General features: G+C 68.9%; 15 protein-coding genes. 3 read left to right on the forward strand and 12 right to left on the reverse strand.

The window, feature by feature from the left end; all coding sequences use genetic code 11:
• Window positions 1-159 precede the first annotated feature (159 nt).
• Window positions 160-1,752 carry a malate synthase A gene (gene aceB, locus FDZ84_RS08620; RefSeq protein WP_168585460.1) on the reverse strand — a complete coding sequence of 531 codons (1,593 nt, stop codon included), beginning with the start codon at window positions 1,750-1,752 and terminating at the stop codon, window positions 160-162.
• A 241-nt stretch (window positions 1,753-1,993) separates the two neighbouring features.
• Here aceB and FDZ84_RS08625 point away from each other — a divergent pair, with 241 nt between their 5' ends.
• On the forward strand, window positions 1,994-2,773 hold the full coding sequence (locus FDZ84_RS08625) for an IclR family transcriptional regulator (protein WP_168585461.1): 780 nt from the start codon (window positions 1,994-1,996) through the stop codon (window positions 2,771-2,773).
• Window positions 2,774-2,879: 106 nt separating this feature from the next.
• Here the strand turns inward: FDZ84_RS08625 and FDZ84_RS08630 are convergent, their stop codons facing one another.
• From FDZ84_RS08630 to hemC, 7 genes are all read right to left on the reverse strand, one after another.
• Window positions 2,880-3,482 carry a DedA family protein gene (locus FDZ84_RS08630; RefSeq protein WP_168585462.1) on the reverse strand — a complete coding sequence of 201 codons (603 nt, stop codon included), beginning with the start codon at window positions 3,480-3,482 and terminating at the stop codon, window positions 2,880-2,882.
• Window positions 3,479-3,958 (reverse strand): tRNA (adenosine(37)-N6)-threonylcarbamoyltransferase complex ATPase subunit type 1 TsaE, encoded by a 480-nt coding sequence (tsaE, locus tag FDZ84_RS08635; RefSeq protein ID WP_210435483.1) that lies wholly within the window; start codon window positions 3,956-3,958, stop codon window positions 3,479-3,481. Before tsaE ends, FDZ84_RS08630 begins: the two co-directional genes overlap by 4 nt.
• Window positions 3,955-5,043, reverse strand: a complete 1,089-nt coding sequence (locus FDZ84_RS08640) for an alpha/beta fold hydrolase (RefSeq protein ID WP_210435484.1) — start codon at window positions 5,041-5,043, stop codon at window positions 3,955-3,957. Before FDZ84_RS08640 ends, tsaE begins: the two co-directional genes overlap by 4 nt.
• 106 nt (window positions 5,044-5,149) lie before the next feature.
• A complete protein-coding gene (gene alr, locus FDZ84_RS08645) occupies window positions 5,150-6,295 on the reverse strand; it encodes an alanine racemase (RefSeq protein WP_168585463.1) in 1,146 nt (381 codons plus the stop codon).
• A gap of 320 nt (window positions 6,296-6,615) precedes the next feature.
• On the reverse strand, window positions 6,616-8,133 hold the full coding sequence (locus tag FDZ84_RS08650) for an NAD(P)H-hydrate dehydratase (protein WP_168585464.1): 1,518 nt from the start codon (window positions 8,131-8,133) through the stop codon (window positions 6,616-6,618).
• A gap of 337 nt (window positions 8,134-8,470) precedes the next feature.
• Window positions 8,471-8,959, reverse strand: coding sequence for an NUDIX hydrolase (locus tag FDZ84_RS08655; RefSeq protein ID WP_168585465.1), 489 nt, complete (start codon window positions 8,957-8,959; stop codon window positions 8,471-8,473).
• On the reverse strand, window positions 8,956-9,933 hold the full coding sequence (gene hemC / locus FDZ84_RS08660) for a hydroxymethylbilane synthase (RefSeq protein ID WP_168585466.1): 978 nt from the start codon (window positions 9,931-9,933) through the stop codon (window positions 8,956-8,958). Before hemC ends, FDZ84_RS08655 begins: the two co-directional genes overlap by 4 nt.
• Before the next feature lie 272 nt (window positions 9,934-10,205).
• On the opposite strand from hemC, the gene FDZ84_RS08665 reads away from it, so the two are divergent.
• Window positions 10,206-11,489, forward strand: a complete 1,284-nt coding sequence (locus tag FDZ84_RS08665; protein WP_168585467.1) for a helix-turn-helix transcriptional regulator — start codon at window positions 10,206-10,208, stop codon at window positions 11,487-11,489.
• 646 nt (window positions 11,490-12,135) lie between these two features.
• On the opposite strand, the gene glmS is transcribed toward FDZ84_RS08665, so the two are convergent.
• Entirely contained in the window at window positions 12,136-13,998 is a 1,863-nt protein-coding gene (gene glmS, locus FDZ84_RS08670; protein ID WP_168585468.1) for a glutamine--fructose-6-phosphate transaminase (isomerizing), read from the reverse strand.
• 116 nt (window positions 13,999-14,114) lie between these two features.
• On the opposite strand from glmS, the gene FDZ84_RS08675 reads away from it, so the two are divergent.
• Window positions 14,115-14,951 (forward strand): dienelactone hydrolase family protein, encoded by an 837-nt coding sequence (locus FDZ84_RS08675; protein WP_168585469.1) that lies wholly within the window; start codon window positions 14,115-14,117, stop codon window positions 14,949-14,951.
• 187 nt (window positions 14,952-15,138) lie between these two features.
• Here the strand turns inward: FDZ84_RS08675 and FDZ84_RS08680 are convergent, their stop codons facing one another.
• From FDZ84_RS08680 to FDZ84_RS08690, 3 genes are read right to left on the reverse strand one after another with little or no spacing between them, the layout of a single operon-like run.
• On the reverse strand, window positions 15,139-15,573 hold the full coding sequence (locus FDZ84_RS08680) for a hypothetical protein (RefSeq protein WP_168584085.1): 435 nt from the start codon (window positions 15,571-15,573) through the stop codon (window positions 15,139-15,141).
• A complete protein-coding gene (locus tag FDZ84_RS08685; RefSeq protein ID WP_168585470.1) occupies window positions 15,570-18,293 on the reverse strand; it encodes a WXG100 family type VII secretion target in 2,724 nt (907 codons plus the stop codon). The genes FDZ84_RS08680 and FDZ84_RS08685 overlap by 4 nt, the downstream gene beginning before the upstream one ends.
• Complete coding sequence (locus FDZ84_RS08690; protein WP_168585471.1) at window positions 18,293-18,598, reverse strand: type VII secretion target; 306 nt, start codon at window positions 18,596-18,598, stop codon at window positions 18,293-18,295. The genes FDZ84_RS08685 and FDZ84_RS08690 overlap by 1 nt, the downstream gene beginning before the upstream one ends.
• Window positions 18,599-18,702: the final 104 nt, after the last annotated feature.

Here is an 18,702-nt window from a genome sequence, read left to right on the forward strand (position 1 = left end):
CCTTCGGTCCGACAGCCGGGAGGCGTCCCCGGCTGACCAGCTCGGCCGCAGCGATGGGCCGCGCGTCCACGGCAGTGCGATTTCAATGGAAATTGCGGGTCTGATTTCCATTGAAATCGCGGAGGACGCACGGCCCCGGGCTCACCGCAGCCTCATCACTCAGTCGATCTGCTCGTAGGCGGGCAGCGTCAGGAAGTCGACGAACTCGTCGGCCACCGCCACCTGCTCGAACAGCTCGATCGCCCGGCCTAGGTTGTCGACCGGGAAGCCGTCTTCGGCCCGCAGCTGCTTCTCGGTGTCGGCCAGCACCTCGCGGACCAGGTCCGCGGTGACCTGCTCGCCACCGGCCAGCACCACGCTGTTGTGCAGCCACTGCCAGATCTGCGAACGCGAGATCTCGGCGGTCGCGGCGTCCTCCATGAGGTTGTGGATCGCCGCCGCGCCGTTGCCGCCCAGCCACGACACGATGTAGCGGACGCCGACGTCGACCGCGGCGCGCAGGCCATCGATGGTCTTCTCGCCGGGGGTGTCTGCCACCGACAGCAGCTGGTCGGCGGTCACCGAGACCTCGTCGCGGGTGTGGTCGATCTGGTTGGGCTTGTCGCCCAGCACCGCGTTGAACTCCTCGAAGCAGATCGGCACCAGGCCGGGGTGGGCGACCCAGGAGCCGTCGAAGCCGTCGCCGGCCTCGCGCTTCTTGTCGTCGTGCACCTTGGCCATCGCGGCCTCGTTGGTGACCGGATCCTTGGTCGGAATGAACGCGGCCATGCCGCCGATCGCGAACGCACCGCGCTTGTGGCAGGTGCGCACCAGCAGTTCGGTGTAGGCGCGCATGAACGGCGCGGTCATGGTGACCGAGTTGCGGTCCGGCAGGACGTACTTGTCGGAGTCGCGGAAGGTCTTGATCACGCTGAACAGGTAGTCCCAGCGCCCGGCGTTGAGGCCGGCGGAGTGGTCACGCAGCTCGTAGAGGATCTCCTCCATCTCGAACGCGGCCGGGTAGGTCTCGATCAGCACTGTCGCGCGCACCGTGCCGTGCGGGATGCCGAGCTCCTGCTGGGCGCGGGTGAACACGTCGTTCCACAGCCGCGCCTCGAGGTGGCTCTCCATCTTGGGCAGGTAGAAGTACGGCCCGCTGCCGCGGCCGATCAGTTCCTTGGCGTTGTGGAAGAAGTGCAGGCCGAAGTCGACGAACGCGGCGACCACGGGCTTGCCGTCGACCAGGATGTGCTTCTCGTCGAAGTGCCAGCCGCGGGGGCGCACCAGCGGCACGGCGTGCTTGACGTCGTCGCGCAGCTTGTAGCGCTTACCCTCGGGCGTGGTCAGCTCGATCTGCTTGCGCACCAGGTCGTAGAGGTTGACCTGGCCGGAGACGACGTTGCGCCAGTGCGGGGTGTTGGCGTCTTCGAGGTCGGCGAGCCAGATGCGGGCGCCAGAGTTCAGCGCGTTGATCGCCATCTTGCGCTCGGTCGGGCCGGTGATCTCGACGCGCCGGTCGGCGATGTCGGCGGGCGGCGCGGCCACCTGCCAGTCGCCTTCGCGGATGTGCCGGGTCTCTTCCAGGAAATCCAGCCGCCCCTTCGCGCTGGCCTCGGCGCGGCGCTCCTTACGGCGGGCGAGCAACTCGTCGCGGCGGGCGCCGAAGGCGCGCTGCAGGCCGGCGACGAACGCGAGCGCTTCCGCGGTGAGGATCTCGTCCCCGCGCTCGACGGCACCGCCGAGCACCTGCACTCCTGCTGGCGTTTCGGACATGAGAAGTCCACCTCTTTCTGCTGCCGGGTTCCAGACGGTGGCTTGATGGCTCACCTTGCCGCGTGGCGGACTGTCGCGCACCCGACGGGCGCGCGGCGGCCGTTCCGCTAGCGGTACGCCCGTTATGTTTTCTGCATCGTGGATGTTAGTTTCCATATAGCGTTTGAAGCAACATGAGCTGGCGCACCCGCCACCGACTAGACTGCTGCTCAGCCAGCCACAGTGGAAAGGGAGTTCTGCGATGACCACTGGCCCGCAGCGGGCAACTCAGGGCGGAGGGGTGCAGTCGGTCGAACGCACCTTCGAACTCCTGGAACTGATGGCTGATGCCGGCGGCGAAGTCGCCCTGTCCGAGCTCGCCGATAAGTCCGGCTTGCCGCTACCGACGATCCACCGCATCATCCGCACCCTGGTGAGCAACGGCTACGCCCGGCAACAGCCCTCCCGCCGCTACGCGCTCGGCCCCCGGCTGATCCGGCTCGGCGAGACCGCCAGCCGCGCGCTCGGCTCCTGGGCCCGCCCGTACCTGGCCGAGCTCACCGAGGCCACCGGCGAGACCTCCAACATGGCGGTGCTCGACGGCGAGAAGATCGTCTACGTCGCGCAGGTCCCTTCGCAGCACTCCATGCGGATGTTCACCGAGGTTGGCCGCCGGGTCGACGCGCACGCCACGGCCGTCGGCAAGGCCGTCATGGCCACCATGCCGCCGGAGACGGTGACGCAGCTGCTCTCCCGCACGACGATGCAGCCGCAGACCGAGCGCACCATCACGACGGTCGAGGCAATGCAGGAGGAGCTCGGCCGCATCCGCCAGCAGGGCTACGCGCTGGACGACGGCGAGCAGGAGGTCGGAGTGCGCTGCTACGCGGTCGCCGTGCCGGGCGCGCCGGCGGGCGCGGCCATCTCCATCAGCGGGCCGGAGGGCCGGATGACCCGAATCTCGACCGACGAGGTCATCCCCCTGATGAAGCGCCTGGCCAACGACCTGTCGGCCGAACTCAGCGTCAGCAACACGGCCTGACCGGGCTCACATCCAAGGCCGGCGCGTACGGCGCCCCCGTGAGGTTCCCGCCGACGCACGATGCGCGAGGCAACCCTGAAACAGGCCTTGCAGCACCGAAAAGCAATCACCGGGCTTGGTGGAGCTGCTTGCGGCGGCGGAGCCACCACACCGCCAGCACGATCAGCGCCGCGATGCCGAGCAGCGGCAGCCCCAGCAATCCCGCTGCCGCTTCCACCTGCTCGTACGCCGCACCCGACCAGGCACCGAGCAGCACCAACGTCGTCGCCCACGCTGCTGCGACCGGGACGTTGCAGATCGTGAACCTCAGGTGAGTCATGCTGGTTCGACCCGCAATCCGGGGCACCAGCGTCCGCACCACGGCGAAGCACTGCGACGCCGCCACCGTCGACTTCGCGCGTCCGTCCAATGCGGACTCCGCCCGCGCGAACCGCTGCTCGCCGAACCGCTTGACCAGTTGCCGCCGCAGCAAACCGTCCCGGCGACCGCGGTAGTAGCCGTGCTGGCAACCGGAAGCCGTCGCGCCGAATGCGCTGATCGCGGCCACCCACACCTCCACGACACCGTGCCCGGCCAACCACCCCAGCGCCAGCACGGTGGCCGAGCCCGGTAGGAAAACCCCGATCAGCAGGCCGGATTCGGCGAACAGCAGCGCCACGGCAACGGCGAGCGCGAGCGGGCCGGGTATCCCGGCCAATAAGTCCGTCACCGAGTGAGCAGTTCAGCGAGACGCGGAGACCAGGTTTCGCCGTGCGGCTCCAGGCTAATTTCGCGGACGTCGTCGTCCCGGCGGCGGATCCGCAGCAGCAGGTAGGAATCCGCGAGCCGCTCGGCGAGGCCCTCGCCCCACTCGACGACCACCGCGGCATCCGTCAGATCCGTGTCCAGGTCCAGGTCGTCGATCTCGTCCAACCCGGCCAGCCGGTAGGCGTCGACGTGCACCAGCTCCGGGCCGTCACCGGATTCCGGTCGGTGCACCCTCGCGATCACGAACGTCGGCGAGGTCACCGCGCCGGTGACCCCCATGCCCGCGGCTATCCCCCGCGCGAGCACGGTCTTGCCGGCACCGAGCGGCCCGTCGAGCAGCACCAGATCACCCGCGCGCAGCGCGGCCCCCAGCCGCCGGCCGAACTCCAGCGTGTCGGACTCCTCCGGCAACTCCACGATCTGCAGGGCAGGGCTCAACTTCCGGTCACCTCCCCATCCCCCGCGGCCCGGCGGATCAGCTCGATCAACTCCTCGGTCACCAGCTCCGGACGCTCCAGCATCACCGGGTGCCCGGCACCCTCGACCCGCACCAGCTTCGCGTCCGGCAGTTCCGCGGCGAGCACCTCGGCATGCGGCGAGAACGGGGTGACCCGGTCGGCATCGCCGCTGAGCACCAGCGCCTCGCAGGTCCGCAGCGCGGCCAGCGCCGTCCTACGGTCGTGCAGACTGATCGTCTCCAGGAAGTCGGTGACCACCTCGACGGTGGTGGCGCCGATCATCTCGGCCATCAGGTCCACGATCTTGGGCGAGACGTCGCGATCCCCGAACGACAGGTTGCGCACCAGGCTCCAGGCCAGCTTGTCGCCGAGCCGGCGGGTGCGTTCCACCAGGCCCGGCTGGAAGTCCGCGAGCAGCGCGAGCCCGCGCGGCACCGGGTTGGCGCGGTGCAGCCACGGCCGGGCGAGCCCGGACGCGCCGACCCCGCCGGCGGCGGTGCCGATCATCGCGACCGCACGTACCCGGTCGCGGAACAGCTCGGGGCGCTGCTCGGCGAGCGCCATGATCGACATCCCGCCCATCGAATGCCCCACGAGCACGATCGGGCCCCGGCGCGCCGCGGAGCGCAGCACCGCGTCGAGGTCCCTGCCGAGCTGGTCGATGGTGCTGTTCTTCTTGCCGGAGTGGCCGGATCGGCCGTGGCTGCGCTGGTCGAAGAGCACCAGTCGAACCCGCGGCCCGGTGAGCTCCGGCAGGTCCCGGCGCTGGAAGTGCCAGCAGCGGGAGTCGAGCGCGAAGCCGTGCACGAGCGCCACGGTCAGCTCCGCTTCGCCGCCATCGGCGGGCTCGATCTCCTGCACCGACAGCGGAACCCCGTCATCAGCGGCCACAGTGGACTGCCGGTCCGGGCGGAGCCTGCCGAGCGGCTCGTCAGCGTAGGAGTCCTCGACCTTGCGCTGCGCGGCGACCCGCGAGCTGCGCGCGGCAACGCCGACGGCGGCGCCGGTGATAGCGGCACCGAGCGCCCCGCTCGTCCAGGCCAACGCCTGCCACACCGGCTTCACAGCGACTCCACGGTGGCCGAACGTCCTGCTCCGCTTTCCAGCATAGGCATGCCGCTCACGGCTTTCCGGCGCTTCGCGGTCGGCTCGCGCGTGCCACGGACCACGCTCATGACGCCTCCGCGTCGACGACGGTGCGCGTGACCCGCGGCCGGTACATGCCGGTGACGATCTCGTAGTGGATCGTGCCGATCTCGTCGGCCCACTCCGCGGCCGTCGGCTCGCCCCGGTCGCCCGGCCCGAACAGCAGCACCTCGTCGCCTTCCCGGACCTCGTCGTCGCCGCAGTCCACGACCAGCTGGTCCATGCACACCCGGCCGACCACCGGGCGCCGCTTCCCGGCCAGCCACACGGAAATCCGGCCCGACAGAGTGCGCGGCACGCCGTCGGCGTAGCCGACCGGCACCAACGCGAGGTTCGTCGGCCGCTCGGCCGTCCAGCTCTGCCCGTAGGAGACGGCTTCGCCCGCCGCGATGCGCTTGGTCAGCGCCACCGAGGAGCGGAACGTCATAGCCGGGCGCAGGTCATGATCGCCGTGCTGCGGGACGGGATCCAGGCCGTAGACGGCGATGCCCGGCCGGACCAGCTCGAAGTGCAGGTCGGGGCGGGTCAGCACGGCCGCCGAGTTCGCCAGGTGCCGGATCGGGTTGAGCCCGGCCTCCCGCGCCTGCTCGTAGGCCCGCTGAAAGCGTTCGGCCTGCCGGTCGATGGAGGGGTGGTCGAGCTCGTCGGCGCACGCCAGGTGCGACCACACCGCCATGACCTCGACGTGCCCGTCGGCCTCTGCCTTCGCCGCGGCTTCCACCAGCGCGGGCCAAAGCTCGGCCGGGCAGCCGTTGCGGCACAGCCCGGTGTCGATCTTGAGGTGCACGCGCGCGACCCGGCCCTGCTGCTCGGCCGCGGCGGCGATCCGGCCCAGGCTGGTCTGCGAGGAGGCGGAGAGCTCGATGTCCGCGGCGACCGCCGGGGCGAAGTCGTCGTCCTCGACGTAGAGCCAGCACAACACCGGGGCGGTGATGCCGGCGGCCCGCAACTGCAGGGCCTCGCCGATCGATGCGACCCCGATCCCGTCCGCGCCCGATTCGAGCGCGGCGGCGGCAACCGTCACCGCGCCGTGACCGTAGCCGTCGGACTTCACGATGGCCATCGTGCGGGCGCCCGAACTGCGGGCGCGCGCCGAGAGCACCTTCACGTTGTGGCGGATCGCGCCGACGTCGATGCGCAGGTCGGCGCGGTACGCGGGCTGGTCACTCATGGCAGGCACATGGTCGCACACCACTCCACCAGTCCTCTCGAGGTATCGGACCGCGATATCGGACCGCGGTATCGGACCGCCCGGACTCGACGCCTCGTCGCTGACCGGCCACAGCACACCGTCGCGGGAAGCGGCCCACCACCCGGCTGAACGTGAACTTCCGGCGAAATCTCCCCCACGCCGCACGCCACCCCGGCTGGCCATGCCGGGTGTGCGATCCAGGCTGCGAACCTCGCATCAGCACGATGTTTCCGCAGTTCAAGGCCCGCGAGTGCGTTGAGCTGCGGGGATGCGGAGATGCGGAGATGCGGCTCAGAGCCTCACGGCAGCGCCGCTTCGCGAATTGCCCGGATCGCCGTCGGGACGGCCGCGAGCAGCGCAGAGGCTCCGATCGGAGCGCCGACCTCGGACGGGGTCCGGGTGGGTGCGCCGTGGGCGGCGAGGTCGGCCGCGCGGGCATGGACGTGCGCGGCGTATCCGCAGGCCAGCCACGGTTCCACGCCGCTGGCGAGGAGCGCGCCGATCAGGCCGGTGAGCACGTCGCCGGACCCCGCTGTGGCGGGCCAGGCGTGCCGCGAGTCGTTGACGAGCACCCGGCCGTCCGGTGCGGCGACGACGGTGGTGTTGCCCTTGAGCAGCACCACCGCATCGAAGCGTTCGGCGACCTCCCGCGCCGCGGAGACCCGGTCCTCGCCCAGCTCCGCACCGGACAGCCGCGCGAACTCGCCCGCATGGGGCGTCAGCACCAGCGGCGCATCGGGGTCGCGCGCGTCCCACAACGTGTCGTCGTCGGCGAACAGCGTTATCGAGTCGGCGTCCGCGCACACCGGGAGTCCCGATTCCAGCACGTGCCGCAACACATCGCGGCCGCTGGCCCCGGTGCCGATCCCCGGTCCCACGGCCCACGCCTGCACCCGCCCGGCATCGGTGACCGAACCGGTCGCCACGACCTCCGGCCAGCGCATCCGCACCACGTCCGCGGCGGGCCCCGCGTAGCGCACCATGCCCGCGGTCGCCTGCACCGCTGCGCCACTGGCCAGCGCCGCGGCACCCGGATAGGTCGCCGACCCGGCGGCGACACCGACCACGCCCTGGCTGTACTTGTCGTCGGCCGGCCCCGGGACCGGCCAGCCCGCGCCGATCTCCGCGGCTTGCAGCAGGTAGAGCTCGGGCTCGGGCAGCTCGTCGGCCACCCCGATGTCGATCACCTCGACGTCGCCGGAGTGGGCCGCACCGGCCCCCAGCACGTGGCAGGGCTTGCGCCCGCCGAAGGTCACCGTGACGTCCGCCAGCACCGCGGGGCCGTTGACCGCGCCGGTGACCGGATCGACGCCGCTGGGCAGGTCGACCGCGACGATCGGCACGTCCACCCGGCGCACCAACTCCGCCGCCGTAGGCCGCAGCGATCCCCGCGCGGACAGGCCGACGATCCCGTCGATCACCACGTCGGCGCGCTCGACCGCGTCCGCCGCCTCGGCCCCGATCCCCGCGGTGTCCGGGCTCGACCCCTCGGCGGGCACCGCCCGGCCGCCGGCTCGGCGCAGCGCCGCGAGACCCGCAGCATGCGCCTTCTCCGGGGCGAGCAGCACGGCCGTGACGCCGACCCCGCGGCGCCGGAGGAACGCCCCGGCCCATAGCGCGTCGCCGCCGTTGTTCCCCGCGCCGACGAGCAGCGTGACGTGGCGACCGGCGACGCCACCGGTGACTTCGGCGAGGACCCGCGCGGTGTGGACGGAGACGGCGTACGCGGCGCGGCGCATCACCGCCGGTTCCGGTGTCCGGGCGAAGAGCCGCTGCTCAGCGGCGCGGATCTGATCCGGGGTCCACACTCCGTGCATAGCGTCCTCCCTCGTTACCGATCGACGATGCCGCAACAGTCTGCCAACTACGACGACGCAACCCGTCCTCCCCCGCTCGTCCCCCTCCTCCGGCTTCTTCCTACTTCCTCTCCCCACGAATATCCCTGGGCGCAAGTCCAGCGCAAGATGAGTTACCTCCCTCGCCTACTCGTTTGTGAGTGGAAAGGCCGGTTGGTGCCGTGTGGAAGCTGGCACCAACCGGCCGCAGGCGGACTCATGCCGGTCAGGGGGCTTGACTACGACACCGGTCCGCGTCTGAAACCCGGTCCGTCCTTTCAGGACTCCGGGAAGGTTCCGTTAGCTCCTACGGCGAGACTCAGAGATGGCTTGTGCCGGTCGTTGGCTTTGGGAGCCGAATTGCGGCGGTTTCGTGGTAGCCGCTGGGGTACGTCGCGCGGGCGTGGTTGAGGCGTTCGGCCATGTCGGGGTGTAGAAGGATCGCGGCGTAGTCGGGGCGGGACCATTGCCAGTCTTCGATTTCGCTTTGTTGCAGACGGATTTGCTGCGCGAGCTCGTCTTCCGAGTGAGTGCCCATGTTGAAGATGAAGGTGTACCGGGCACGACTGCCGGCACGTCTTGGCGCGTTCCACCCGACCGCGTATAGCGGGCCGGGTGTGAGGTCGAGCCCGAGTTCTTCGCGGACTTCTCGCCTGCACGCGGCGGTAGGTGGCTCGTTTTGTTCGATCAGTCCACCCGGTAGGTGCCATCTCAGGTCGTTGACCGGGCGGACGATCAGCCATCGGCCGTCGTGGTCGCGGATCAGACCGCGTGCCGTGCCGGGATGCGCCGGTGGTGTGCGGCTCATTTCCGGGTTGCGGTGATCAGCCTCCGCGCACCCTGTCGAAGGAGGTCACCAGCGACCCATGCGCCGAGGCTGGCCGGGTCGTCGATGGGGCCCCAACCATGGGAGCGGACCCATTGGGAACCGTCGCGGTTAAACACCATGCCGAATAGGCTGAGCTGCTCGTCAGCCGTGGTGTGGGCGTGTCCGGCAATGGGGCTGTTGCAGTGGCCCCGGAGCATGTGCAGCATCGTCCGTTCCGTTGCGATATGGCGGGCGGTTTCCGGGTCGTTGAGTTCTTCCAACAGTCGCATGACCGGCTCGTCACCGGTGCGGGCTTGGACGCCGATCACCGCTGCTCCGACTGCGGGCACCATTGCCGGGGTCTTTCCATCGACCCATGTGGTTGGCAGGATCTCGGTGATCCGGTGGTCGAGTCCGACGCGTTCGAGCCCGGTGCGGGCCAACAGGATTGCGTCGTACTCGCCGTCATCCATCTTCTTGATCCGGCTGTTCACGCTGCCCCGGACGCGTTCGATGATCAGGTCCGAGCGGTACAGAGTTAGCTGCGCGCGTCGCCGGACGGCGGAGGTTCCGACCTTGGCCCCGGCAGGGAGGTCGGCGAGCTGGCGGCCCTCGCGGGCGATCACTACGTCGTGGACATCACCGCGCGGCAGGTAGGCACCGAACTCGGTCCCCTTGGGCAGCGGGACGTCTCCCGGTACGTCCTTCATGGAGTGCACCGCGATGTCGATCTTGCCGGAGATCAGCGAACGATCGATCTCTTTGGTGAAGTTTCCCTTGCCGCCCAGCAGGGACAGGTCACCGGTCCACAGATCGGCCGAGGTCTCGATGCCGACCGTTTCGATCGCCAGGCCCGGAACGCAGTCCCCGATGCTCCGCACCACGCGCTGTGTCTGGGCCTTGGCCAACGGAGTGGTGCGAGTGCCGATGCGGAGGGGCTCATCGGCGAACCGTTCGCGGAGGTCATCAGTCATGACTTCGGATAGGGCGGTCATATTCGGCAGTGCTCCGATCAGTCAAGGGGTTTAGGACGACGGCCACCTGCGCGGACAACCAACACCTCCGTCGACCTTGTGCAGCTCACAGAATGGAAATCACCTTGCGTGTCTGGAATGTAACCGTGTGAAGTTGAGGTGGGAAAGGATGTGGGGAGAACTCCCACCTCGTGACGATGACTCGCTGTCGACAGGTGACTACGCTTGCCTGAGGTACAGCGGTCGCGAGCATGAGACGCTAGGGAGGCGTGATGGCACGTCAGTCAGAGACCGTCGTGGATTTGCGTCGTGCGCTTGGCGCAATGCTCGCGAAACAGCGGGAATCCGCCCGAATTCGCCAGAGTGAACTAGCTAGAAAAACTCATTACTCGCGGACGTCAATTTCACATATTGAAGCCGGACGGCAGTTTCCGGCACGTGATTTCTGGAAGAAAGCGGATGAGATCTGCAAGTGCAACGGGGTGCTGCTCGCAGAATATGATGCCGCTGTTGCGGAAGAGGCTTCAAATAAGGTTGCAGATCTTTTTTCGCAACAGAATTCCGCTTCCATTTGCGAGCAGTCATGGTTTTCAAATGTGTCATCAGACGATGGCGATCAAATAGAGGCTGTGGAACTTGTTCGGCGAGCTTCTGCCAGCGACGTCACCAGCGAGACCCTAGATATGTTGGAAGCGGCTTTTGATGATTTGGCTAGCTCCTATACGACGACTCCGCCGAACGTTCTAATTCAAAGGGTTCGCCAGCACCTTCGCTACGTGCATAAGTTGCTCGATGGTCGTATGAGCTTGGCTGATCATCGGCGGCTTCTAGTCATTGGCGGGTGGTTGTCGTTGCTGGGTGCGACAGTGCATGTCGACCTCCAGCAGGATGCGGCGGCTACAGCACGCCTACGGACCGCAGCCAGCCTTGCGCGTGAGGTTAACCACGCGGAGATCCGTGCTTGGTGCTACGAGACAGAGGCGTGGCGAGTTCTGACGCAAGGAGATTTTGCGCGTGCGTCAGACCTAGCGCGGTCAGCTGTACAACTCGCGCCCGGTGGAAGTTCGGTCGCTATTCAAGCAACCGCTCAGATCGGCCGAGCGAATGCTCGGCTCGGACAGGCCGAGGAAACGTACGAGTCCATAAAGTCGGTACATCAAATGGTGTCGCCGATGCAGAGGCCGGAAAGGCCCGAACATCATTATCGGTACGATCCTGATAAATCGCTTGCCTATACCGCTACGACACTGGCATGGCTTGGAGATTCCGCCGCTGAGGAATACGCGCGAGAAGTGATCAAGCGACTCGGTCCGACATCCGATTCAAGCAAGTGGCCACGACGTGTTGCGGCAGCAAACCTGGATCTCGCCTTGGCGCTCCTGGCTTCCGATAGGCTTGACGAGGCATGTGCTACTGCCATGCGCGCAATTGCGTCAGGTCGGGTTGTCCCGTCGAACCATTGGCGAGCACTCGAAGTTGTTAAAGCCGTGGAATCACGCCAACTCCCGGAGGCGCGCGATCTGCGGGAAGCGTACGAAGCGCTGCCACGCGGGTAACTGGCGCTGTGCGGCAAACCCTGCGTTGACTGCCTCGGGCGAAGACACCGCCGATCACGTCAGGGAGTCATTCTGCCACGCTGCCTCTCGAAGTAGGCCATAGTAGTGGTCGCGCTGCGCGTGGTGAAAAGGGCAAGCCTCCGACCCGTCCAGCCGTGCCGCCATCGAGCAACGGGTACGCACCCGGATTCTGCGGCACTTCGGCGAGATGCCGCTAGCCAAGGTCGCGCAACCCGGCGCGGTACGTGACTGGCTCGAATGGTTACGCACCGACCCCGTGTCGGCGTGAACTACCAGGCGCAGCTCTACGACCTGCTCTCCCCGATCCTCTCCGGCGCGGTCGCCGATAAACGCATCCACGACAAACCCTGCCGTACGGGCAGCATCCGTCGGCGTCCGCAACCCACACCGGGTAAAACGGTGGCGTGTGGAACGTTCTCCGTATCCCTCGGTAGCGGTGTGGGGCTGCGTCAGGGCGAGATTTTCGGGTTCTCCCCGACGGTGCCCTGGTGCACGTACAACGCCAAGTGCGCCCCGTCGACGGCCGGTTGGTGTTCCGGCTCCCCAAAGGCGGTAAGACCCGCACAGTGCCGCTCTCCGGGTCTCTGGCGCGTCAGATCACCACGCACGCCCAAAAAGGTGGTGGTCACTCGACGGTGACAGACTTCGCGAGGTTCCGGGGCTTGTCGACGTCGTAGCCGCGAGCCCGGGCGATCTCCGCCGCCAGCACCTGCAACGGCACCGTCGACACCAGCGGCTGCAGCAGGGTCGGCACCGCCGGGATCGTGATCAGCTCGTCGGCGAACGGACGGACCTCGTCGTCGCCCTCCTCCGCGATCACGATGGTCCGGGCGCCGCGCGCCTGGATCTCGCGGATGTTGGACACCAACTTGGAGTGCAGCAGCGCCCGCCCCTTCGGGGAGGGCATGACCACGACGACCGGCAGGCCTTCCTCGATCAGCGCGATCGGCCCGTGCTTGAGCTCACCCGCGGCGAAGCCCTCGGCGTGCATGTAGGCGAGCTCCTTGAGCTTGAGCGCGCCCTCCAGCGCCACCGGGTACCCGACGTGCCGCCCCAGGAACAGCACCGCCTTGGCGTCGGCGAGCTCCTGGCCCAGCTGCCGCACCTGGTCCACTGTGGACAACGTGCTGCGCACCGCTTCGGGCATCGCGGACAGCTCCGCGAACTCCCTCGCCACCTCGTCGGAGTACTTCGTGCCGCGCGCCTGCGCCAAGGCCAGCCCGACCAGGTAGTTCGCCGCGACCTGGGCCAGGAACGTCTTCGTCGCCGCGACCCCGATCTCCGGACCGGCGTGGGTGTAGAGCACCGCGTCCGACTCGCGCGGGATCTGCGCGCCGTTGGTGTTGCAGATCGCCAGCACCCGCGCCCGCTGGGTGCGCGCGTGCCGCACCGCCTCCAGGGTGTCGGCGGTCTCACCGGACTGGGAGATCGCCACCACCAGCGTGTCCCGACCGAGCACCGGGTCGCGGTAGCGGAACTCGCTGGCCAGCTCGACCTCGACCGGCACCCGGCACCAGTGCTCGATGGCGTACTTGGCGAGCAGCCCGGAGTGGTAGGCGGTGCCGCAGGCGACCACGAAGACCTTGTCGATGTCGCGCAGGTCCTGCTCGGTGAGCCGCAGCTCGTCGAGGATGATGCCGCCGCCGGCGAAGTGGCCGCGCAGCGTGTTCTCCAGCGCCTCGGGCTGCTCCTCGATCTCCTTGAGCATGAAGTAGTCGTGACCGCCCTTCTCGGCGGCCGACAGGTCCCAGTCGACGCTGAACGGCTTGGCCTCGACGTCCTCGGCGAAGAAGTCGGTCACCCGGTAGCCGTCGCGGGTGATGGTCACCACCTGGTCCTGGCCGAGCTCCACCGCATCGCGGGTGTGCTCGATGAACGCGGCGACGTCCGAGGCCAGGAAGTGCTCGCCCTCGCCGACCCCGACGACCAGCGGGGACGACCGGCGAGCGGCCACGATCTTGCCGGGCTCGGCGGCGTGCGTGACGACCAGCGTGAAGGCGCCCTCCAGGCGCCGGGCGACCGCGCACACGCTGGCGGTGAGGTCGCCGGCGGTCGGCCCGTCGACGTAGGCGGCGGCGACCAGATGCGCCGTCGTCTCGGTGTCGGTGTCGCTGGCCATCTCGATGCCCGCGGCTTCAAGCTCGGCGCGCAGCACGGCGAAGTTCTCGATGATGCCGTTGTGCACCACCGCGACCTGCCCGCTGGCGTCGCGGTGCGGGTGGGCGTTGCGGTCGGTCGGCGCCCCGTGGGTCGCCCACCTGGTGTGTCCCATGCCGCTGTGACCTGCGAACTTGCCGCCATCGACCTCGGCGAGGCGCTTCTCCAGGTTCGATAGCGCGCCGGCGGCGCGCTCCACCGCGAGGCCGCCCTCACCGTCGAGCAGGGCGACTCCCGCCGAGTCGTAACCCCGGTACTCCAGTCGCCGGAGTCCGCCGAGGACGACTTCGAGCGCCTGACGATGTCCTACGTAACCAACGATGCCGCACACTCGGCCCAGAGTAGCTACTCCACATGGTCTGAACCTGTTCGAGTCAGCCGGTTCGGGAACCCCCTCCCGTGGCGGCTACCGCACGTGCACGAGCAGGTCCGCTACCGTTGCTGACCATGGCGCGCACTGCCAAGAAGGCCCCTTCCGCGAAGAACGCGTTCGAAGAGCTGTCCCGCCGCGGACCGCACGACGTGCTGCACGGTGATCTGGCCCTCGTCGGGCTGCCCGGCATCGTCTGCACCCCCCGCAGTGGCCTCGGGCTGCCGGCGGTCGCGTTCGGGCACGGCTGGCTGCAGCCGCCCCGCCGCTACCTCGGCCTGCTCCGGCACCTCGCCTCGTGGGGCATCGTGGTCGCCGCGCCCGGCACCCAGCGCGGCGTGTTCGCGTCGCACCGGCTGTACGCCGCCGATCTGCGGACCGCGCTGGACGTCTGCGTCGGCGTCCGGCTCGGCGAGGGCGGGATCAGCGTCGACGAGAAGCGGCTCGGGGTGGCCGGGCACGCCATGGGCGGCGGCTGCGCGGTGCTCGCGGCAGCCGAAGACCAGCGGATCCGCTCGGTCGCGACGCTGGCCGCCGCCGAGACCATGCCGTCGGCGTTCGAGACGGCGAGCCGCGTCGAGGTGCCGGGCCTGCACATCGCCGCCGGCCGGGACCTGCTGACCCCGCCCGTGGCCAACGCCGAGCCGATCGCCCGTGCCTGGGGCGGTCCGGTGCAGCTGCGGACGGTGAAGAAGGCCAGCCACCTTGGCTTCACCGAGGGCCGGCACTGGACGCAGCTGGTGCTGCACGGCAAGCCCGAGTACGCGACGCAACGCGTCACCAAGGCCCTGCTCACCGCTTTCTTTCTCTGCACGCTGGGCGGCGATCGGCGCGGTGAAGCGCTGCTGAGCGCCGACATCGGCGGCAGTCACATCGACAACGAGCACAGCCGCGGCGACCTCACCGCGGCGTGACTCACAGCTGTGCCGGTCCTGGCCCTTCGTCGGCGCCCAGAAGCAGTCCTCCCTGGACGTCTTCGTCGAAGTTACCGATGCTGAAGTTGCGGCGCGTTTGCCCGGAATCGACATCTGGCGCACCTTTTCGCAACCGCAGGCGGAAAACCAAGCGGAGCGCGGAAATCTCCGCGCCCCGCCGTGGATGTCACCTCAGCCAGCTCTGGTTCTCGTAGTCGTCGTCATCGTCGAACGCCACCCGCCGGCGCGGTGCCGGCTTGGGGGCCGCCGGTGGCGGCGGTGGCGGTGGTGGCGGTGGTGGCGGCGGCGTGGGCCGGGCTGGCTGCTGCGGTCGTTCTTCCTCGTCGTCGGCTCCGAGGCTGATCTCGTTGCTGTCCTCGTTCCGCTTGCCGGCCCAGTCGTTGCGGGGCTTGTCCTCCGGAGGCTGGGCGTTGGCGGCCTTCTCGACGAGCTCCTGCTTGCGCTCGTCCGCCGCCGCCTTGATCTCTTCGTTCTTCTTCGCCGACGCGGCCTCCGCGGCGCGGACCGCGTCCATGCTGTCCTCGACGCCGTAGCGGTGCCGCGCGACCAAGGTCGCGATCTCGTCCGCGACCTTCTGGTTGATCAGAACCACCGCGCTCACCTCTCCCGGTCCTCGCCCAGCACCGACCGGAACCGCATGTTCGACGAATCGACGCCGTCATCGAAGAGCTGGCCCTGGGTTCGCCACGGACTGCTGTTGCTGCGCTCCTGCTCGCCACCCTGCTGACCGCCGTGGCCGCCGCCCATCGCGCCCATGCCGCCCATCATCGCGCCGCCCATCGCGGAGCTCTGGTTGGCGGACTGGCCGGCGTGAGCTCCCTGCGCCGAACCACTGCTCTGGTCGCCACCCAGCGACGACAGTCCGGTGGCGCCCTGCGGACTGCCGCCCGCGGAGTCGCCAAGGGAGGCCAGGCCGGTCGATCCGTGCTGGTCGGAACCGCCGGGCACGCCCGGCTGGTCCGGGCCGCCGAACAGCTGACCGGAGGCGCTGCCGAACGAGTTCTGCACCCCGTCGCTCATGCTGCTGAAGACGCTCATACCCGCGGACTGCGGAGCGGTGGAGGCAGGCGTGCCCGCCGCCGCCGGCTCGCTGCCCGCAGGAACTTCGCCGCTGGTGTCGTAGGAAGGCATGGTCGAGCCCACGCCGTAGGCGGGCGAACCGAAGCCGGGGTCCGCCGCGGGCATCGTGCCCACCCCGCTGCCGTAGTCCGGCGCAGCGAAGCCGGGGTCCGGGGCTGGCATGGTGCCCACGTCCGGCGCAGCGAAGCCGGGATCCGGGGCTGGCATCGGCGCCACGGGGTCCGGGGCTGGCATGGTGCCCACGTCGGGCACGGCGAAGCCCGGGGCGGGCGCGGGCATCGTGGTGGCGTCCGACGGTCGGGGCACCTCGCCGGGCTGAGCTTCGGCGGGCATCGTCGTGATGCGGTCCGCCCCGTCGATCGGCTTCGCCTGGTCGCTGCCGAAGTCGATGGTCTGGTTCAGCGGCGGCTGCCCGCCACCGTTGTCCACGCTGACCTTGACCTGGCCGTCCGGCGTGCGCTCCAGCGTGATGGTGCGGTCGCCCTCGCGGATCACGGCCTTGCCGTCCTCGCCCGCCTGCACCGGGATCGGACCTTGGCCACCGGGCGGCCCGCCGACGCCGCCGGACGCCTGCCCCGGCGCGGGCATCGTCTGGATGCCCTCCGTCCCGGGCGCACCGGCGCCACCAGCCGGGCCGAAGTCGACCTCGTAGGTCTTCGGCTTGCCGTCCGGGCCGATCAGCTCGACCTGCGTCTTGCCGTCCGGGCCAGGCTTCTGGACGGTGACCGCATCGTCGCCCTCGCCGAGGGTCACCTTCTCCTGTTCGCCCTGCTCACCGAGGCCGCCACCTGCTCCGGGGGCTTCCGGCATCTCCGGCATCTCCGGCGTCTTCGGCATCTCGGGCGTCTTCGGCATCTCCGGCTCACCGCCGCCACCGCCGGTACCGGAACCACCGCCGCCGGTACCGGAACCTCCGCCACCGGTACCGGAACCTCCGCCACCGGTGTTGTTGCCGCCGCCGCCGGTGTTGTTGCCGCCGCCCTGGTCGTCACCCCCGCCGCCCTTGCCGTCTTCGAGGCCCTTGAACGGGTCATCGCTGACCTTGGCGGCCTGCAGCATCTGGTCGTACGCGGCCTGGACGGCGTCCTGGGTGGCCTTGCTCTGGTCCTTGAAGCTCTGGTACTTCTGCTCCATCTCGGGCTTGAACGACTCGTCGAGCCACTTCTTGGCGTCGTCGATCAGGCCCTGGCGGATCTGGTCGCAGGCGTCCTTGGCCCCGAAGAACTGACCGATCAGCCCGCCGATGGGGCCGCCGAGGATCAGGCCGATCGCCTGGTCCTTGATGATCGACCAGGCACCCGAGAAGATGTCATCGATCCCGATGTCCTTGAGGTCTTCGAGGTTGATGTCGCCGCGCGCCTTGCGGATCTCGTCCTTGGTGTCGTCCGGATCCTTGCCGGCGCACTTGATCTCCTTGCCCAGCTCCAGCACGAACTTGGCGTATTCCCGCACGGTCTGCTGGATGCCGTCGGCGGCCGGGGTGATGGCGCCGGCCATGTTCTCGGTCTCGTTGGTGACCGTCGTGCCCGCCATGCTGTAGCTGCCGACCTTGGATTCGGCGGCGTCCGCTGCCGAACCCTTCCAGGTCTGCTTGGCGCCCCGGAACGCCTGGCCCATCGAGTCGTTCTGGTCCAGCAGCGCCTTCTGCACGCCGCCCAACCGCTCGGCGTCGGCCCGGAACGCGCCGAAGTCGATCTCGCGGAGCTGGTCGTACTCCTGGACGACCTCGCCCTTGAAGTCCGGCCCCTTGCCTGCCCAATCCTGGTACAGCGGCAGGAACTTCTCGAAGAAGTCCAGCCCCATCTTGCCTTCGTCGAGGAGTTCGTCGGAGGTGTTGACGGCGCCGCCGCCCTCCAACTTCCCCTTTGCGTCCTCGAACTTGCCCTTGCGCTCCTCGGCGGCCTTGGCCTTCTCCTGCAGCGCCGAGAAACCGCCGTCGGTGAGGGACTCGAAGAGCTTGCCGCCGATCGGGTTGACGACGGACATCGCGGTGTCGGCGATGCTGCCCGCGTTGTCGACCAACCAGGTGCCCGCGTCGGAGGCCGTCTCGCCGAGCCACTCGCCGGCGTCCTGCGCGGCCCCGCCGATCGCGCCACCGATTTCCGAGCCGATCTTCGCGCCCGCCGCGGCACCGGCCGGCCCGAGCACCAGACCGGTGACCCCGCCCTGGATCCCGCCGACGACCGAACCGACGTCCTCGCCGAAGCTGCTTTCCTCTTCCTGTTTGTTCTCGTCCGCCATCAGGCCTGAACCTTCCCGACCTCTTGGGCACCGGATTCGTCGCGGGCCTGGTATTCCTTCGCGGATTCGGAGAAGCTCTCGGAGAGCTTCGATCCATGCTCGGCGAACGACTCGATGTTCTTCCCCAGCTTGTCCAGCGCGTCCTTGTAGGCCTTGCCCGCCTCGTGGAACTTCTTCCCGAACTTCTCAGCGGTCAATTTCGTATCGGTGGCCGCCTTGGCTTGCTCCTTGATCGCCCCAGAACCGTCGGAAAACGCATTGGCCGCCTTCCCGACATCACTTCCCGAAGTCTGCGCCCCGCTCATCGCGCCCCCTTCACCCGACCTGTCGCGCACGTCTCAGCGGGTGTGACGGCGCGGATGATTCGCTGGTTCCTAATCTTGGCAGGTTCCCCAGGGCTGAACGGCTA

Origin of the sequence: Saccharopolyspora sp. ASAGF58, assembly GCF_012277335.1 — a bacterium.
Taxonomy (GTDB): domain Bacteria; phylum Actinomycetota; class Actinomycetes; order Mycobacteriales; family Pseudonocardiaceae; genus Saccharopolyspora; species Saccharopolyspora hattusasensis.

Bases quoted from the DNA above. Each gene is read 5' to 3' on its own strand.
- FDZ84_RS08690 (WP_168585471.1), bottom strand. From the start codon at position 18,598: ATGAGCGGGGCGCAGACTTCGGGAAGTGATGTCGGGAAGGCGGCCAAT.
- FDZ84_RS08650 (WP_168585464.1), bottom strand. From the start codon at position 8,133: ATGCACGGAGTGTGGACCCCGGATCAGATCCGCGCCGCTGAGCAGCGG.
- FDZ84_RS08665 (WP_168585467.1), top strand. From the start codon at position 10,206: ATGGCACGTCAGTCAGAGACCGTCGTGGATTTGCGTCGTGCGCTTGGC.
- FDZ84_RS08675 (WP_168585469.1), top strand. From the start codon at position 14,115: ATGGCGCGCACTGCCAAGAAGGCCCCTTCCGCGAAGAACGCGTTCGAA.
- alr (WP_168585463.1), bottom strand. From the start codon at position 6,295: ATGAGTGACCAGCCCGCGTACCGCGCCGACCTGCGCATCGACGTCGGC.
- FDZ84_RS08655 (WP_168585465.1), bottom strand. From the start codon at position 8,959: ATGAGCCGCACACCACCGGCGCATCCCGGCACGGCACGCGGTCTGATC.
- FDZ84_RS08685 (WP_168585470.1), bottom strand. From the start codon at position 18,293: ATGGCGGACGAGAACAAACAGGAAGAGGAAAGCAGCTTCGGCGAGGAC.
- aceB (WP_168585460.1), bottom strand. From the start codon at position 1,752: ATGTCCGAAACGCCAGCAGGAGTGCAGGTGCTCGGCGGTGCCGTCGAG.
- FDZ84_RS08625 (WP_168585461.1), top strand. From the start codon at position 1,994: ATGACCACTGGCCCGCAGCGGGCAACTCAGGGCGGAGGGGTGCAGTCG.
- hemC (WP_168585466.1), bottom strand. From the start codon at position 9,933: ATGACTGATGACCTCCGCGAACGGTTCGCCGATGAGCCCCTCCGCATC.